Raw genomic sequence first — 16,216 nt, 5'->3', positions numbered from 1 at the left:
ACCGCTGTTAGTCCCGGGACGCGACAGCTATAATCTGCCGCTTTACTCTTTACCAAGACCTTAGCAAAGACCATTGCAGACCATGACTGAGTCCGTTCTTGACTACATGACCCGTTTGGGTCGCGCCGCCCGCGAAGCTTCCCGCGTGATCGGCCGTGCCAGCACCGCGCAGAAAAACCGCGCCTTGCAGGCGGCTGCCAATGCGCTGGACGCTGCACGCGCCGAGCTGACCGCAGCCAATGAACAGGATTTGGCGGCCGGCCGCGCCAATGGTCTGGAGCCTGCTTTGCTGGAACGTCTGGCGCTGACCCCGGAGCGCATCGACGGCATGATCGTCGGTTTGCGTCAGGTTGCGGCACTGCCAGACCCGGTGGGGGCGATCCGCGACATGAGTTATCGCCCGTCCGGCATTCAGGTCGGCAAGATGCGCGTGCCATTGGGCGTGATCGGGATCATCTACGAATCACGGCCGAACGTGACCATCGATGCCGCCAGCCTGTGCCTGAAGTCTGGCAACGCGACCATCCTGCGTGGCGGCTCCGAGGCGATTCATTCCAACCGTGCCATTGCCGCCTGCATTCAGCGCGGCCTGGCCGAGGCCGATCTGCCGGCCGCCGTGGTGCAAGTGGTCGAAACCACCGACCGTGCCGCCGTTGGCGCGCTGATCACCATGCCCGAATACGTCGACGTCATCGTGCCCCGTGGTGGCCGTGGCCTGATCGAACGGGTCAGTCGCGATGCCCGCGTACCCGTGATCAAGCACCTGGACGGCATTTGTCACGTCTACGTCAGCGCCCACGCCGATCTGCCGAAAGCCCAGCGCATTGCCTTCAACGCCAAGACTTACCGTTATGGCATCTGTGGCGCCATGGAAACCCTGCTGGTGGATCAAGCGGTTGCCAAGGAATTCCTGCCGTCGATGGCGGCACAGTTCCGCGAAAAAGGCGTCGAACTGCGCGGTTGCGAGCGTACACGGGCGATCATCGAGGCCGTCGCGGCCACCACCGAGGACTGGCACACCGAATACCTGGCGCCAATCCTCTCGATCCGCGTGGTCGACGGGCTGGATCAGGCCATCGAACACATTAACCAGTACGGCTCCCATCACACCGATTCGATCGTCAGCGAAAACCTGGCCGACACCCGGCGTTTCGTGGCCGAAGTCGATTCGTCTTCGGTGATGATCAATACGCCGACGTGCTTCGCCGATGGCTTCGAATACGGATTGGGTGCCGAGATTGGCATTTCTACTGATAAGCTGCACGCCCGCGGCCCGGTGGGCCTCGAAGGGCTGACTTGCGAGAAGTACGTCGTGATCGGTGATGGTCAGTTGCGCGGCCAGGAGTCGGTCTGACTTGGGCGACTTAAACCCGTCGGTCAGCGAGCCCCAGCCTCGACGCATTGGCGTACTGGGCGGGACTTTCGACCCGGTGCACATCGGCCATTTGCGCGGTGCACTGGAAGTTGCCGAGTCGCTGGCGCTCGACGAGTTGCGTCTGACACCCAGTGCCAGGCCGCCTCATCGCGGTACGCCGCAGGTGTCGGCGAAGGACCGTCTGGCGATGGTCAAGTGCGCGGTGGCCGGTGTGCCACCGTTGGTGGTGGACGCCCGCGAATTGCAGCGGGACAAACCGTCCTACACCATCGACACCCTGGAGCTGATGCGCGCCGAACTGGCCGCTGCGGACCAGGTTTTTCTACTTTTGGGCTGGGACGCATTTTGCGGCCTGCCCACTTGGCACCGCTGGGAAGAGTTGCTCCAGCATTGCCACATCCTGGTGCTGCAACGCCCGGATGCCGACAGCGAACCGCCGGATGCCTTGCGCAACCTGCTGGCAGCGCGCTCGGTGAGCGACCCGCTGGCCCTCAAAGGGCCGAGCGGACAGATTGCATTCGTCTGGCAGACGCCGCTCGCGGTATCCGCCACCCAGATCCGTCAACTGCTGGCCAGCGGTAAGTCGGTACGTTTCCTGGTGCCCGACGCGGTCCTGGCCTACATCGATGCGCACGGACTCTACCGTGCGTCGAACTGAAAAAGGGCGCGCTTCAAGGCACGTGAACCCGTGTACCGAAGCGCCCGAACATACGAGCAAAACGAGTTTTATATGACTGACAAAGACGTAAACAAAGTAAAGCGCAAGGGCACGTTCAAGAGCGCTCCACTGCCAGTAGTGGCTGATACCGGCCCGGAACTGCGCGGTGAAGAGCTGGTCAAGGTTGCCGTAGCGGCCCTGGAAGACGTCAAGGCCCAGGATGTTCTGGTGATCGACGTTCGTGAAAAACAGAGCATCACTGATTTCATGATCATCGCTACCGGTACTTCCAACCGTCAGATCGGCGCGATGCTGGATAAGGTCCGCGAGTCGGTCAAGGCCAAGGGCGTCAAGCCATTGGGCGAAGAAGGCAAGGGCGACAGCGACTGGGTGCTGTTGGACATGGACGACGTCATCGTGCACATGATGACTGCCAGCGCTCGCCAGTTCTATGACCTGGAGCGTTTGTGGCAGGGTGCCGAGCAGAGCCGTGCCGGCAGCGCCGCGCACCACAGCCCGGAAAACACCCATGAGCATTTCATCAAGCTCAACAAAGACCAGCAATAAGGGACCGCTGTGCGACTGCGACTGATCGCCGTCGGTTCACGCATGCCCAAATGGGTGGAAGAAGGCTGGCATGAATATGCCAAGCGTCTTCCGTCCGAGCTGGCGCTGGAACTGGTGGAAATTCCGCTCAATACCCGCGGCAAGAACGCCGACGTGGCGCGTTTTATCCGTCAGGAAGGCGAGGCCATGCTGGCCAAGGTCGGGGCGAACGAGCGCATTGTCACCCTCGAAGTCCACGGCAAGCCCTGGAGTACCGAGCAACTGGCGGTCGAACTCGATCGCTGGCGGCTGGACTCGCGCACGGTGAATTTCATGGTCGGCGGCCCCGAAGGGCTGGCGCCGGAAGTCTGTGCCCGGGCAGATCAACGCTGGTCGTTGTCGCCGTTGACGCTGCCGCACCCCTTGGTGCGGATTCTGATCGGCGAACAGCTGTATCGTGCCTGGACAGTTCTGTCCGGCCACCCTTACCACAAGTAGTTCTGCCCTCATGCCCCAGCCGATCCGCATCAAGGACCACGAAAAAGACGCCCGTCTGGTGCGCGGCCGCGTCGTGTTCGGGGCCATTGCGGTGGTGGCGCTGATCGGCGTGCTGATCGCGCGGCTGTATTTCCTCCAGGTGATCCAGTACGAGTACCACTCGACCCTGTCGGAAAACAACCGCGTCCATGTGCAACCGATTCCGCCGACCCGCGGTTTGATCTTCGATCGCAATGGCGTGGTAGTAGCCGATAACCGGCCCAGCTTCAGCCTGAGCATGACCCGCGAACGCTCCGGCAATTGGCAGCATGTGCTCGATGTGATTGTCGAGGTGCTCGAGCTGACGCCCGAAGACCGGGTGATTTTCGAGAAGCGCATGCGTCAGGGGCGCCGGCCGTTCGAACCGGTGCCCATCCTGTTCGAACTGACCGAAGAGCAGATCGCCCGCATCGCAGTGAACCAGTTCCGCCTGCCCGGGGTGGAAGTGGTCGCGCAACTGGTGCGTCATTACCCGCAGGGCCCGCACTTTGCGCACTCGGTGGGCTACATGGGGCGGATCAACGAGAAGGAGCTGAAGTCGCTCGATCCGGTCAATTACAGCGGCACCCACCACATCGGCAAGACCGGCATCGAGCGCTTCTATGAGGCCGAATTGCATGGCCAGGTGGGTTACGAGGAAGTCGAAACCAACGCACGAGGTCGCGTATTACGCGTACTCAAGCGTACCGATCCGATTCCTGGCAAGGACATTGTCCTGAGCCTGGACATCAAATTGCAGGAAGCCGCCGAAGCCGCGCTGGGTGGTCGCCGCGGCGCGGTCGTGGCGCTGGACCCGAACACCGGCGAAGTGCTGGCAATGGTCAGTCAGCCGAGTTTCGACCCGAACCTGTTCGTTACCGGCATCAGTTTCAAAGCCTATGCCGAGCTGCGCGATTCCATCGATCGGCCATTGTTCAACCGCGTGTTGCGCGGTCTGTACCCGCCGGGCTCGACGATTAAACCGGCGGTGGCGATTGCCGGCCTGGATGCGGGCGTGGTCACGGCGGCGACCCGGGTCTACGACCCCGGTTACTACCAACTGCCCAATTACGATCACAAATACCGTAACTGGAACCGTACCGGCGACGGTTTTGTGGACCTGGACACGGCGATCATGCGGTCCAACGACACCTATTTCTATGACTTGGCGCACAAGCTGGGGATTGATCGATTGTCGGCTTACATGAGCAAATTCGGGATTGGCCAGAAGGTCTCCCTCGACATGTTCGAAGAGTCGCCAGGATTGATGCCGACCCGGGAATGGAAGCGCGCGACCCGTCGGCAGGCCTGGTACCCGGGCGAAACGCTGATTCTGGGGATCGGTCAGGGCTACATGCAGTCCACTCCGTTGCAGTTGGCGCAGGCCACGGCGCTGGTGGCCAACAAGGGTGTGTGGAATCGTCCGCATCTGGCCAAGACTCTCGAAGGTGCGAAGCCGGTGGACGAAAATCCGATGCCGGACATCATCCTGCGCGACCCGTCGGACTGGACCCGGGTCAACCACGGCATGCAGCAGGTGATGCACGGTGCCCGCGGTACCGCGCGCAAGGCCGCGATCGGTTCGCAATACCGGATCGCCGGCAAAAGTGGTACGGCCCAGGTGGTCGCGATCAAGCAGGGCGAGAAGTACGACCGCTCCAAGGTCCAGGAACGCCACCGCGACCACGCTCTGTTCGTTGGCTTCGCACCGGCCGAAAACCCGAAAATCGTCGTGTCGGTGATGGTCGAGAACGGCGAGTCCGGCTCCGGCGTCGCCGCGCCTGTGGTGCGTCAAGTGATGGACGCCTGGCTCCTGGACCAGGATGGCCGACTGAAAGCCGAATACGCCAGCCCTATCAGTGCGGAGGCTACGGCCCGTGAAGAGTAATTTCGATCGCATACTCTCCAGCGAGGATGTGATGCGTCGCCGGGCGACGTTGTTGCAACGCATGCACATCGACGGCCCGTTGCTGATCCTGCTGCTGACCCTCGCGGCCGGCAGCCTGTTCGTGCTGTATTCGGCCAGCGGCAAAAGCTGGGATCTGCTGGCCAAGCAAGCCACTTCCTTCGGCATCGGCCTGGTATCGATGATCGTCATCGCCCAGTTCGAGCCGCGCTTCATGGCCCGCTGGGTGCCGGTCGGTTATGTGATCGGCGTGCTGTTGCTGGTGGTGGTGGATGTCATGGGCCACAACGCTATGGGGGCCACGCGCTGGATCAACATTCCCGGAGTGATCCGTTTCCAGCCTTCGGAATTCATGAAGATCCTGATGCCGGCAACCATCGCCTGGTACCTGGCCAAGCGCTCTTTGCCACCACAACTCAAGCATGTGGGCGTCAGTCTGTTTCTGATCGGGTTGCCATTCATCCTGATCGTGCGTCAACCCGACCTCGGCACTTCGCTGCTGATTCTCGCCGGTGGCGCGTTCGTGCTGTTCATGGGCGGCCTGCGCTGGCGCTGGATTCTCAGCGTGATTGCCGCGGCCGTGCCGGTGGCAATCGGCATGTGGTACTTCGTCATGCACGACTACCAGAAGCAGCGAGTCCTGACCTTTCTCGATCCCGAAAGCGATCCGCTGGGCACAGGCTGGAACATCATCCAGTCGAAAGCGGCCATCGGTTCCGGTGGTGTGTTCGGCAAAGGTTGGTTGCTTGGCACCCAGTCGCACCTGGACTTCCTGCCGGAAAGCCACACCGACTTCATTATTGCGGTGCTGGGCGAAGAATTCGGCCTGGTGGGCATCTGCGCACTGTTGCTGATTTACCTGCTGTTGATCGGTCGCGGGCTGGTGATTACTGCCCAGGCACAGACATTGTTCGGCAAATTGCTCGCGGGCAGCCTGACCATGACGTTTTTTGTTTATGTTTTCGTCAACATCGGTATGGTCAGTGGCCTGTTGCCGGTTGTGGGGGTGCCGTTGCCGTTCATTAGCTACGGAGGAACTTCGCTGGTGACGCTACTGTCAGCGTTTGGGGTTTTGATGTCGATCCATACCCATCGCAAGTGGATCGCGCAGGTTTGAATAAGGTGAAGATTTCAATGCAAGTAATGCGTGGCTGGGCGACTCGATACGCGCCGTGGGTCGGCCTGGTGAGCATCCTTGGTACCGCGCAGCCAGCGTGGGCCGGCGATTACGAAGGCTCGCCGCAGGTGGCCGAGTTCGTCGGTGAAATGACCCGCGACTATGGTTTTGCCGGTGAACAGCTGATGGGCGTGTTCCGCGAAGCCGAGCGCAAACAGTCGATTCTGGACGCGATCTCCAAACCCGCCGAACGGGTTAAACAGTGGAAAGAATATCGCCCGATGTTCATCACCGATGCGCGCATCGCCCGTGGCGTGGACTTCTGGCGTCAGCACGAAGCGATCCTGGCCCGCGCCGAGCAGGAATACGGTGTGCCGGCGCAGGTGATCGTCTCGATCATCGGGGTTGAGACCTTCTTTGGTCGAAATACCGGTAATTTCCGGGTGATCGATGCCTTGTCTACCCTGGGTTTCGACTATCCTCCCCGTGCTGAATTCTTCCGCAAGGAATTGCGTGAATTCCTGCTGCTGGCCCGTGAAGAGCAGGTCGATCCGTTGACCCTCAAAGGCTCCTACGCCGGGGCCATGGGTTTGCCGCAATTCATGCCAAGCAGTTTTCGCGCCTATGCGGTGGATTTCGACGGTGACGGCCACATTAATATCTGGACCAACCCGGATGATGCCATCGGCAGCGTCGCCAGTTATTTCAAGCGCCACGGTTGGGTTGCCGGCGAACCGGTGGTCAGTCGTGCCGATGTGCGTGGCGATCAGGTCGACGAGGGTTTGACCGCAGGCATCGAGCCGACGAAAACTGTCGGGGAGTTGCGGGCGCTGGGCTGGTCGAGTCATGATGCGCTGCGCGATGATATGCCGGTCACGGCGTTCCGCCTGGAAGGTGACAATGGCCCGGAACACTGGATGGGCCTGACGAATTTTTACGCAATCACGCGTTATAACCGCAGCGTGATGTACGCCATGGCCGTACATCAACTGTCTGAACAGCTGGTCCAAGCACGGGGCGTCAAGTAATGCGGGCATTGCCTATGGATAAACCCCTGAAGCTCATGGCATTTGCCGCGTTGACGATTGTGCTCGCCAGTTGCTCGACCAGTCGCGCGCCGGCGCAAAAGTCCTCGACCGCCGTTCGTTCGGCACCTGGCCTGGATATCAACCGGGCTCACAAGGACGGCGCACCCTGGTGGGACGTCGACGTAACGCGCATTCCGGATGCCACGCCGACCCTGCACAGCGGTCCTTATAAAGCCAACCCGTACACGGTGCTGGGCAAGACTTATTTCCCGATACAAGAATCCAAAACCTACGTGGCCTCGGGCACTGCGTCCTGGTACGGCACCAAATTCCATGGCCAGAACACCGCCAACGGCGAAGTGTATGACCTGTACGGCATGAGCGCAGCGCACAAGACCCTGCCGCTGCCCAGTTACGTGCGGGTGACTAACCTGGACAACAACAAAACGGTCATCCTGCGGGTCAACGACCGCGGGCCGTTCTATTCGGACCGGATCATTGACTTGTCCTACGCGGCCGCCAAGAAACTCGGCTATGCCGAAACCGGTACGGCGCGGGTCAAGGTCGAAGGCATCGACCCGCAGCAATGGTGGGCAGCCAAAGGTCGCCCGGCGCCTTTAATGCTTAACGAGCCGAAAATCGCACAAAATAGCGCCCCGGTGATAACGGCATCGGCCGGTACCGTCGAGCAATGGACGCCGCCGCCGCAACAACACGCCGCGGCCGTCGTACCTGTGCAGATCGATGCAAAAAAAAACGCTTCTGTACCAGCCTCTGGCCAGTATCTGCAGGTGGGCGCGTTCGCCAACCCGGACGCTGCAGAACTCCTGAGATCGAAGCTCAGCGCGATGGTGAGCGCTCCGGTGTTCATCAGCTCGATCGTGCGTAACCAACAGACACTGCATCGGGTGCGCCTGGGGCCGATCGGCTCGCCAGGTGAAATCCAGCAAGTGCAAAACAGCGTGCGGCTGGCCAATCTAGGTTCGCCGAGCCTGGTCAGCGCCGAGTAATACCTGGTTCTTGTTTGACGGTTCGCTTGCGGTTTGGGGGGCGAACCGGGTTGTTGGCTCGTTGAAGAACAAAAGCCCGGCAAGGGTTGCAGAGTGAGCAACTGAACACGCGACAACTTTTTCAAGGGTTGTCTGATTAGTTTTGCCCTAGGGCAGTTTCCATTAGCGATTTCGAGAGACGGATGAACATCACCACCTTTGCCAAACGCCTGTGCCTGCTAGTCCCGCTGCTTCTCTCTCCCGCGGCTTTCGCGGCCGAGATGATGCCGTCGCCACCGCAACTGGCCGCCAAAGCCTATGTACTCATGGACGCCAGCAGCGGCAACGTGCTGGTAGAGAACAATGGTGATCAGCGCCTGCCACCGGCCAGCCTGACCAAGCTGATGACCGCTTACATCGCCACCCTGGAAATCCGTCGTGGCCAGATCGGTGAAAACGATCCGGTGACCGTCAGCGAGAACGCCTGGCGTACCGGCGGTTCGCGGATGTTCATCAAGGTGGGTTCGCAAGTCACCGTCAGTGATCTGCTGCACGGCATCATCATTCAGTCGGGTAACGACGCCAGTGTTGCGCTCGCCGAGCACATCGCCGGCAGCGAAGACGCGTTCGCCGACATGATGAACAAAACTGTGGCCGATCTGGGCATGACCAACAGCCACTTCATGAACCCGACCGGTCTGCCGAACCCGGAGCACTACTCGTCGGCTCACGACATGGCTGTGCTGGCCCGCGCGATCATCCACGAAGACCCGGCTCACTACGCGATCTACTCGCAGAAAGAGTTCTTCTGGAACGGCATCAAGCAGCCTAACCGCAACCTGCTGCTGTGGCGCGACAAGACCGTCGATGGTCTGAAAACCGGCCACACCGACGAAGCCGGCTACTGCATGGTGTCTTCGGCCGTACGTGATGGCATGCGCCTGATCGCCGTGGTGTTCGGCACCAACAGTGAAGTGGCCCGTGCTGCTGAAACCCAGAAGCTGCTGACTTACGGTTTCCGCTTCTTCGAAACCCAGACCTTCTATCAGAAAGGCGCCGAGCTGGCTCAGGCTCCTGTCTGGAAAGGCACCACCAATCAAGTCAAGGCCGGCCTGGCACAAGACCTGACCATGACCCTGCCAAAAGGCCAGCTGAAAAAGCTCGCCGCCAGCATGACCATGACCCCGCAATTGATGGCGCCAATCGCCAAGGGCGATGTGATCGGTAAAGTCGAAGTTAAACTGGACGACAAAGTGGTGCACAGCGCCGACCTGATCGCTCTGGACGCGGTCGACGAGGGTGGTATCTTCCGCCGCATGTGGGATAGCATCCGTCTATTCTTCTACGGCTTGTTCAACTGAATTAGTGTGGACCTGCATGGCCCCCTTCCAATCCGGAGCGGGGCCATGTCCGTTGCCACGGCTTACGAGGCCGTTACGCCATGACAGACACCGAAGTAAAGGCGCCAAAAATCGAATTCCCCTGCGCGGATTACCCGATCAAGGTAATCGGCGACACCGGCGTGGGTTTCAGGGACAAAATCATCGCGATTCTTGAGAAACACGCGACCGTTGACCACGACACCTTTGCCGAACGGCTGAGTACCAACGGCAAGTACACGACCATCCAGTTGCACATTATCGCCACCGGCCAGGAACAGCTGTACGACATCAACAGCGAGTTGCGGGCTACCGGTTTCGTGCACATGGTGCTGTGATGTCTGGCACGCTGGGCTTTCGCGAGCTCGGTCAGATGGCTTATGAGCCGGTCTGGCATGCCATGCAGCGCTTCACCAACGAACGCGGCAGCGATGCCGCCGACGAAATCTGGCTGGTGGAGCATCCGCCGGTGTTCACTCAGGGCCAGGCTGGCAAGGCCGAGCATCTGCTGCTGCCGGGGGATATTCCGGTGGTGAAGGTCGACCGCGGTGGCCAGGTGACTTATCACGGTCCCGGCCAACTGGTGGCCTACCTGTTGCTGGACGTGCGCAAGCTGGGGTTTGGTGTGCGTGATCTGGTCAGCCGCATGGAGCAATGCCTGATCGAGCTGCTGGCCAGCTACGGCGTGACCGCGGTGGCCAAGTCGGATGCGCCGGGTGTCTATGTCGACGGCGCGAAAATCGCTTCTCTGGGTCTGCGGATCCGCCACGGTTGCTCCTTTCACGGCCTGGCCTTGAACGTGGATATGAACCTGGAACCGTTTCGACGGATTAATCCCTGCGGCTACGCCGGGCTGGCAATGACCCAGCTGCGCGATCACGCAGGATCGATTGAATTTGCCGAGGTAAGTGCCCGGCTGCGCGCGCAGCTCGTCAAACACCTCGACTATGCTGAGCAGACGACCCTAACGGGCGGAATCGACTGATATGACTACTGATGCAGTGCAAACCATGATCCCGACGCTCGATGTCACCGAGCGTCCGGCCCCGCGTGCCAAGGTTGAAGCCGGCGTCAAGCTGCGCGGCGCCGAGAAGGTTGCACGCATCCCGGTGAAGATCATCCCGACCACTGAGCTGCCGAAGAAACCTGACTGGATTCGTGTGCGTATCCCGGTTTCCCCGGAAGTCGACCGCATCAAGGCCCTGCTGCGTAAACACAAGCTGCACAGCGTATGCGAAGAGGCGTCCTGCCCGAACCTGGGCGAGTGCTTCTCCGGCGGCACCGCGACCTTCATGATCATGGGTGACATTTGCACCCGTCGCTGCCCGTTCTGCGACGTCGGCCATGGTCGCCCGAAACCACTGGACGTCAATGAGCCGGAAAGCCTGGCCATTGCCATCGCCGACCTGCGCCTCAAATACGTGGTGATCACCTCGGTAGACCGCGACGACCTGCGTGACGGCGGTGCCCAGCATTTTGCCGACTGCATCCGCGAAATCCGCAAACTGTCGCCTAACGTGCAGCTCGAGACCCTGGTCCCGGACTACCGTGGCCGCATGGACATCGCGCTGGAAATCACCGCCGCCGAGCCGCCGGATGTGTTCAACCACAACCTGGAAACCGTACCGCGCTTGTACAAGGCCGCGCGTCCGGGTTCGGATTACCAGTGGTCGCTGACCCTGCTGCAACGCTTCAAGCAGATGATGCCGCATATTCCGACCAAGTCCGGTTTGATGCTGGGCCTGGGCGAAACCGACGAAGAAGTCATCGAAGTCATGAAGCGCATGCGCGAACACGACATCGACATGCTGACCCTGGGCCAGTATCTGCAACCGTCCCGCAGCCACTTGCCGGTCCAGCGCTTCGTACACCCGGATACGTTCGCCTGGTTCGCCGAGGAAGGTTACAAGATGGGCTTCAAGAACGTAGCCTCCGGGCCGCTGGTGCGTTCCTCGTACCACGCTGACGAGCAAGCGAAACTGGTCAAGGCCGAGCTGATGTCGTCCTGATCCTGTTGTGAGAACAAAAAAGCCCGCAAGGCTCTCAGGCCTTGCGGGCCTTTTTTTGGCAGTACCCGCGGCGATTGCGGTCTTTTCCTGCACGCTGTGGTGCGATTGACCCTCTTCTGTTTATTCCCGTTCCTGACTACTGTGTGCTGAAGCATTCACAGGGAGAATCATGGATGACTGCTCGACCGACCCATACCCTTTGTCCCCATGCCCCCGTGCCGGCCTTGCCGCCTTCCGGGCTGATTGGCGTGATCGCGCCCGCCGGCCCCGCAATGCTGGACACCGATAAAGCCATTACCTGGATGCGCGCTCGTGGCTATTCGCTGCGCGTGTTTCCCGGCGTTTATGAGCAAGAGGGGTATCTGGCTGGCAGCGATGATGTGCGGCTCAATGACTTGCACGGCGCATTCGCCGACAGCGAGGTCGATGCCATCATCTGCTTGCGTGGCGGTTACGGTACGCCGCGTTTGCTCGATCGCATCGATTTCGAATTACTGCGCAACAACGCCAAGCCGTTCATCGGCTACAGCGATGTCACTGCGCTGCACATGGCCATCAGTCGTTATGCCGGGTTTGTGACCTTCCATGGCCCGATGCTCAACGCGGACCTGCTGGGTGACAAACAGCAACCCACCGAGTTCTCGTTTTTCAACATGCTGCGCGGGCAGGTGAAGGCGGGCACTGTGCTTTCTCACCCGGTGGCCTGGCCGTTGACCACTATCGAGCCCGGCATCGCTCACGGGCGTTTGCTGGGGGGCAACCTGTCGATGATCACCGCCACCATGGGCACGCCTTATGAAATCGATGCCGAGGGCGCCATCCTGTTCATCGAGGACATTAACGAGCCGCTGTATCGCATCGACCGGTTGCTGACTCATTTGCGTCTGGCGGGCACGCTGCACAAGCTGCGCGGGGTTCTGGTGGGGGATGTGGCAGGCGTCGATGCGATCGCGCTGAAGAAGTTGCTCAAGCAGACCTTTGCGCCATTGCGCATCCCCGTGCTGGGCGGATGGCGTAGCGGGCATTGTGATCCGAATCTGACGCTGCCGATGGGCGCGCTGGTCAGGCTGGATGCGGGGGACAAGACGTTGGTGCTGGAGCAGGATGTGGTGATCAGGCGGTAGTTCATTAGCGCCTGATAGTCAGTCTTCGCGGGCAAGCCTCGCTCCTACGGGATTGTGGGGCGCCAACAATCCTGTAGGGGCGAGGCTTGCCCGCGAAGCTTTTAGCGGTTACGCAACCCTTCCAGCAGCTTGTGCGTCGGATAACCATCCGCCGGCCAGCCAAACGACTGCTGCGCACTGCGGATCGCTTTGCGGGTGTTGGCACCGATAATCCCGTCGGCGGTCCCGGCATCGTAGTTCTGGGCGCTCAGCAGGTTTTGCAGTTCGATGCGCTCGGTACGGCTCAGGGGCAAGTCATCTTTTGGCCATAGACCGCTGATCAAACCGCCGCCATTGAAGCGCTCGGACAGCAGGCTCACGGCCAGGGCGTAGGACGAAGAGTTGTTGTACTTGAGGATCGCGCGGAAGTTATCGAGGACCAGGAACGCCGGGCCGCGATAGCCTGCCGGCAACAACAGGGCGGCCGACAGGTGTTCGGAGCCGGCTGGAACCTGGCCGCCATTGGGCAGGCTCACGCCCAGTTGTCGCCACTCGGCCACGCTCTTGCGAATCGCGCCATCGGCCAGAACGTAATTGAAGCCGCTCGCCAGTTGAACTTCGAAGCCCCAGGGCTGACCTTTCTGCCAGCCTGAGCTTTGCAGGTAATGCGCGGTCGAGGCCAATGCATCAGCGGAGCTGTTCCAGATGTCGCGGCGGCCATCACCATCGAAGTCTACGGCGTGGGTGTTATAGGTGGTCGGAATGAACTGGGTCTGGCCCATGGCGCCGGCCCAGGAACCGAGCATTTTCTCGGGGGCGATATCGCCCTGTTGCAGGATTTGCAAGGCAGCGATCAGTTGCGCATGGGCAAAGCCCGGACGTCGCCCTTCATAAGCCAGGGTCGCCAGGGAATTGATCACCGACTTGCTGCCCTGGAACTGACCGAAGTTACTTTCCATTCCCCACACCGCGACCAGAGCCTGACGGTCGACGCCGTAGCGCTGCTCGATGCTTTGCAGGATGTCGGCGTGCTCGCTGACAAGCGCCTGACCTTTGCGCACCCGCAGCGGCGACAGCGCGCCATCGAGGTACTCCCACACCGGGCGAGTAAATTCCGGTTGACTGCGATCGGCACGGATCACGCTGTCGTCCACGCTGACATTGGCGAAAGCACGATCGAACAAGTCGGCGCGAATGCCAGCGGCGAGCGCGTCTTTACGGAAACCCGCCTGCCATTCGGCAAAGCTCTGGGTTGGCTGGATGTCGAGGTTTTCACCGGTTGGAACCACCGGCGGAATGATCGCAGGGGCTGTCGCAACGGTGCGGGTCTGAAGCGGTTGGGCGTCGGCGGCAGTGGGTTTTTCCGCGCAGGCGACAAGCAGAACGAGGCTGGAGGCAGCGATCAGTTGGCGAAAGTGCCAACGACGGGAAATACAAAGGGGCATGCACAGGTCCAGAGGATACGAATCAGATGCAGACCTTAACATGTTGAGCGATGGCTTGCCTTTCAGGCCGCCAGAAAGTAAGAAGCCTCCCAGCTATTAGACTGGAAGGCTTCGCGGCGGTAGCTGCCTTTGCCCTTGCCGGCTCGTTCCTGACGGCTGCGGAACAGTGGCTGGGCGATGATGGATTTGGCCTTGTTGGGGCCATGTTTAGATGGCTTTTTGCTCATGATGATCTCTCGCAAGTGAGTGGATTTTGCGGGGAGAATAATCTGCCGAAGTGGGGATTTTGTCTAGTCCCTACATTGTGTAGGACCTTTCGGACGCCTTCGCGGGCAAGCCTCCCTCCTACAGGAATCACACACGATCTCTGTAGGAGCGAGGCTTGCCCGCGAATGGCCGTTATGGGTCAAAAACATTACTCGGCGGGCAACGACAATCTCTGCCCGGCCATCAACAGCGTCAACCGACTCAGGCTCATCCACGGCGAACCCGCCGCCTGGCCTTTGATCTGTGCGTCGATGCGCTGGGCTTCCAGCAGCAACTGCGCCCAGCGTTGTGCCGAATAACGTTGCAGCGCCTTGCTCATCAACGGTTTGCGTTTGTCCCAGATTGGCGGTCGGGCCTGGCTGAAGGCTTTGTCCAGCGGCACGCCCTGGCTGTATTGCAGCGACAGGTTGGCCAGCAGACGCAGTTCCCGGGCCAGCGCCCAGAGGATCACCGGCGGTTCGACGCCTTCGCCGCGCAACCCTTCGAGCATGCGCAGGGCGTGAGCAGCCTCGCCATTGAGAATCGCATCGGTCAGGCCGAAAACATCGAAACGCGCACTGTCGGCCACCGCGGCTTGCACCGTTTCGACGGTGATCTGGCCACCTTCGGCCATCAGCTTGAGCTTTTCGATTTCCTGGGCGGCAGCCAGCAGGTTGCCCTCGACCCTGGCGGCGATCAGTTCAACGGCGTCCTGGCTGGCGGAAAGCCCGGCCTGGGAGAGGCGTTGACGGATCCAGCCCGGCAACTGGTGGGTGTCCACGGGCCAGATCTGCACGAACTGGGTCTGCGGACCTTCGATCAGTGCCTTGCCCCACTTGGTCTTCTGCGCACTCCCATCCAGCTTGGGCAGGCTGATCAGCAACACCGTGTCTTCGGCCGGGCGCGAGCAATACTCAATTAATGCCGCAGCGCCTTTGTCTCCGGGTTTGCCGGAGGGCAGGCGCAGTTCCAGAAGACGTTTTTCAGCGAACAGCGACATGCTGGCACCGGCCTGCAGCAGCGTACCCCAGTCGAAACTGGCGTCGGCGGCAAAGACCTGGCGTTCATCGAAACCTTGCTGGCGGGCAGCCGCGCGAACGGCGTCGGCGGCTTCCTGACACAGCAGCGGGTCATCGCCACTGATGACATAGATCGGCGCGAGGGCACCTTGCAGGTGTTTAGCGAGTTGGGCGGGGGCGAGTTTCATAAGAAGAGGCAAACGGGGCGCCTGAGCGCCCCGTAAGGCTTATTGCTGCGGCAGTTCGATAGGCGACTGACGCGGCATCTGCGCTTCAGCTTTCTGCGCAGCTTCCAGTGCGTCGGCTTCAGCCTTGGCCCTGGCGTCAGCGGTCTGTTGCAGCTGTTCCAACTGAGTTGGGGAGAGCTGTTGCAGGCGCAGCATCATGCGTTGAACCAGTTCACGACGCATTTCCTTGCGAGCATCGTTGGCTTCCTGGTCGGAACCCACCAGGTTGTTGCCGTCATGGATGAAGACCTTCTGCACTTCGAGCTTGTCGCTCAGCAATGGCAGGTTGCTCTGACTCCGGATGTCGTAGTTCAGCACCATGCTCATCTGGTACTCGCCAGTACGACCGGCGCCTGCGTAACTGAGGATGCGCTGGCTTTCCTGCTCATCGGTCAGCACCAGTTTGTGCGGTGCGCCGCTGTAGACCTTGACGCCACTGCTTTCCAGCACCTGACGCAATTGCGTCACGGTTTCGCCGTAGGCATTGCGGGCGCTCAGATCGAGTTCCTTGATTGCCAGTTCAGTGGTGCCGGTGCCGCGCAGCTGGAAGCCGCAGGCGCTCAGCAGGACTGCAAGGCCCATCACCAGCAAATTGCGTTTGATCATCTTGTTGCTCCCCTTGAAACCATGTGGGCCGGTCAAGCGGCCCGAAA

17 protein-coding genes are annotated in these 16,216 nt (G+C 60.7%); 13 read left to right on the top strand and 4 right to left on the bottom strand.

Annotation, left to right across the window (positions count from 1 at the left end; genetic code table 11):
• The first annotated feature begins 82 nt into the window (after window positions 1–82).
• The 13 genes from BZL43_RS20150 to BZL43_RS20090 all read left to right on the top strand — a co-directional run bounded on the left by BZL43_RS20150 (window position 83) and on the right by BZL43_RS20090 (window position 12,647).
• Entirely contained in the window at window positions 83–1,354 is a 1,272-nt protein-coding gene (locus BZL43_RS20150) for a glutamate-5-semialdehyde dehydrogenase (protein ID WP_095633920.1), read from the top strand.
• Window positions 1,323–2,033, top strand: a complete 711-nt coding sequence (gene nadD, locus BZL43_RS20145; protein ID WP_095633919.1) for a nicotinate-nucleotide adenylyltransferase — start codon at window positions 1,323–1,325, stop codon at window positions 2,031–2,033. Before BZL43_RS20150 ends, nadD begins: the two co-directional genes overlap by 32 nt.
• A 72-nt stretch (window positions 2,034–2,105) precedes the next feature.
• Window positions 2,106–2,600 (top strand): ribosome silencing factor, encoded by a 495-nt coding sequence (gene rsfS / locus BZL43_RS20140; protein ID WP_095633918.1) that lies wholly within the window; start codon window positions 2,106–2,108, stop codon window positions 2,598–2,600.
• 9 nt (window positions 2,601–2,609) lie between these two features.
• Window positions 2,610–3,077: a 23S rRNA (pseudouridine(1915)-N(3))-methyltransferase RlmH gene (gene rlmH / locus BZL43_RS20135; RefSeq protein ID WP_029292262.1), complete on the top strand. Its 468-nt coding sequence runs from the start codon at window positions 2,610–2,612 to the stop codon at window positions 3,075–3,077.
• Between the two features lie 10 nt (window positions 3,078–3,087).
• A complete protein-coding gene (gene mrdA, locus BZL43_RS20130) occupies window positions 3,088–4,983 on the top strand; it encodes a penicillin-binding protein 2 (protein WP_095633917.1) in 1,896 nt (631 codons plus the stop codon).
• A 31-nt stretch (window positions 4,984–5,014) separates the two neighbouring features.
• Entirely contained in the window at window positions 5,015–6,118 is a 1,104-nt protein-coding gene (gene rodA, locus BZL43_RS20125) for a rod shape-determining protein RodA (protein WP_168185123.1), read from the top strand.
• Between the two features lie 17 nt (window positions 6,119–6,135).
• On the top strand, window positions 6,136–7,146 hold the full coding sequence (gene mltB / locus BZL43_RS20120) for a lytic murein transglycosylase B (protein WP_095633915.1): 1,011 nt from the start codon (window positions 6,136–6,138) through the stop codon (window positions 7,144–7,146).
• Window positions 7,146–8,156 (top strand): septal ring lytic transglycosylase RlpA family protein, encoded by a 1,011-nt coding sequence (locus tag BZL43_RS20115; protein WP_095633914.1) that lies wholly within the window; start codon window positions 7,146–7,148, stop codon window positions 8,154–8,156. Before mltB ends, BZL43_RS20115 begins: the two co-directional genes overlap by 1 nt.
• A 182-nt stretch (window positions 8,157–8,338) precedes the next feature.
• Window positions 8,339–9,496: a D-alanyl-D-alanine carboxypeptidase family protein gene (locus BZL43_RS20110; RefSeq protein WP_095633913.1), complete on the top strand. Its 1,158-nt coding sequence runs from the start codon at window positions 8,339–8,341 to the stop codon at window positions 9,494–9,496.
• Between the two features lie 80 nt (window positions 9,497–9,576).
• Window positions 9,577–9,852 (top strand): DUF493 domain-containing protein, encoded by a 276-nt coding sequence (locus BZL43_RS20105; protein ID WP_095633912.1) that lies wholly within the window; start codon window positions 9,577–9,579, stop codon window positions 9,850–9,852.
• Entirely contained in the window at window positions 9,852–10,499 is a 648-nt protein-coding gene (gene lipB, locus BZL43_RS20100) for a lipoyl(octanoyl) transferase LipB (protein ID WP_095633911.1), read from the top strand. Before BZL43_RS20105 ends, lipB begins: the two co-directional genes overlap by 1 nt.
• Window position 10,500: 1 nt before the next feature.
• Window positions 10,501–11,523 carry a lipoyl synthase gene (gene lipA, locus BZL43_RS20095; RefSeq protein WP_095145403.1) on the top strand — a complete coding sequence of 341 codons (1,023 nt, stop codon included), beginning with the start codon at window positions 10,501–10,503 and terminating at the stop codon, window positions 11,521–11,523.
• Between the two features lie 173 nt (window positions 11,524–11,696).
• Window positions 11,697–12,647, top strand: a complete 951-nt coding sequence (locus tag BZL43_RS20090) for an LD-carboxypeptidase (protein ID WP_095633910.1) — start codon at window positions 11,697–11,699, stop codon at window positions 12,645–12,647.
• Between the two features lie 101 nt (window positions 12,648–12,748).
• On the opposite strand, the gene BZL43_RS20085 is transcribed toward BZL43_RS20090, so the two are convergent.
• The 4 genes from BZL43_RS20085 to lptE all read right to left on the bottom strand — a co-directional run bounded on the left by BZL43_RS20085 (window position 12,749) and on the right by lptE (window position 16,169).
• Window positions 12,749–14,071: a lytic murein transglycosylase gene (locus BZL43_RS20085; RefSeq protein WP_095633909.1), complete on the bottom strand. Its 1,323-nt coding sequence runs from the start codon at window positions 14,069–14,071 to the stop codon at window positions 12,749–12,751.
• 62 nt (window positions 14,072–14,133) lie between these two features.
• Complete coding sequence (arfA, locus tag BZL43_RS20080; RefSeq protein ID WP_003176285.1) at window positions 14,134–14,298, bottom strand: alternative ribosome rescue factor ArfA; 165 nt, start codon at window positions 14,296–14,298, stop codon at window positions 14,134–14,136.
• A 188-nt stretch (window positions 14,299–14,486) separates the two neighbouring features.
• Entirely contained in the window at window positions 14,487–15,524 is a 1,038-nt protein-coding gene (gene holA, locus BZL43_RS20075; RefSeq protein WP_095633908.1) for a DNA polymerase III subunit delta, read from the bottom strand.
• A gap of 39 nt (window positions 15,525–15,563) precedes the next feature.
• Window positions 15,564–16,169 (bottom strand): LPS assembly lipoprotein LptE, encoded by a 606-nt coding sequence (lptE, locus tag BZL43_RS20070; RefSeq protein WP_095633907.1) that lies wholly within the window; start codon window positions 16,167–16,169, stop codon window positions 15,564–15,566.
• Between the last annotated feature and the right edge of the window lie 47 nt (window positions 16,170–16,216).

The organism is Pseudomonas sp. PICF141, from assembly GCF_002286815.1.
Lineage (GTDB): Bacteria > Pseudomonadota > Gammaproteobacteria > Pseudomonadales > Pseudomonadaceae > Aquipseudomonas.
This window is presented reverse-complemented; position numbering and strand designations above follow the sequence as displayed.